At 47.5% G+C, this 510-nt stretch carries 1 pseudogene; it reads left to right on the forward strand.

What is annotated here, in order from left to right:
- Positions 1–8: 8 nt before the first annotated feature.
- Positions 9–510, forward strand: a pseudogene (locus tag BHE89_RS20130) (RNA-guided endonuclease InsQ/TnpB family protein); the annotation flags it as partial.

The raw sequence follows: 510 nt of genomic DNA on the forward strand, positions 1-510 counted from the left end.
GAAACTAAAAAGCCCGTTTTCCCACGTTTAAAAGTAAGCATGGCAGACAATCTAGCTATCATTGTGTCGGGATCAAAGTCATTGATGGCGCGATAAAAAATCCCCGAAAATCGCACCGATTGAAGCGCGTTTACATCGTGAAAATTACGGGGGGCGCTGAAAAAGTATCACACTGAGTCGCAGCGCAACCGGAAAAATACTATGCGTCACTACTCTGTGATGACGGGGTAGAAGCACCGGCAAAGCCAACATTGATATCAAATATCACGGGGGCTTGATGTGGGGGCTGAGTCATTACGCCATCAAATCAGACGGCAATAAGATTGCTAATCCGCGCCACCTTATCAATGCCAGCCGTCACCTACGTCGAAAACAAAAAAGCCTTATCTCGCAAGCAAAAAGGGAGTGCTAATCGCCGTAAAGCCCGAATACAGCTTGCAGGTGTACACGAACGGGTAGCCAATGCCCGTGCTGATTTTCAACACAAACTCTCTCGTGCAATTGTTGACG

It is taken from the genome of Shigella sp. FC1967, assembly GCF_001743005.1.
Classification (GTDB): domain Bacteria; phylum Pseudomonadota; class Gammaproteobacteria; order Enterobacterales; family Enterobacteriaceae; genus Proteus.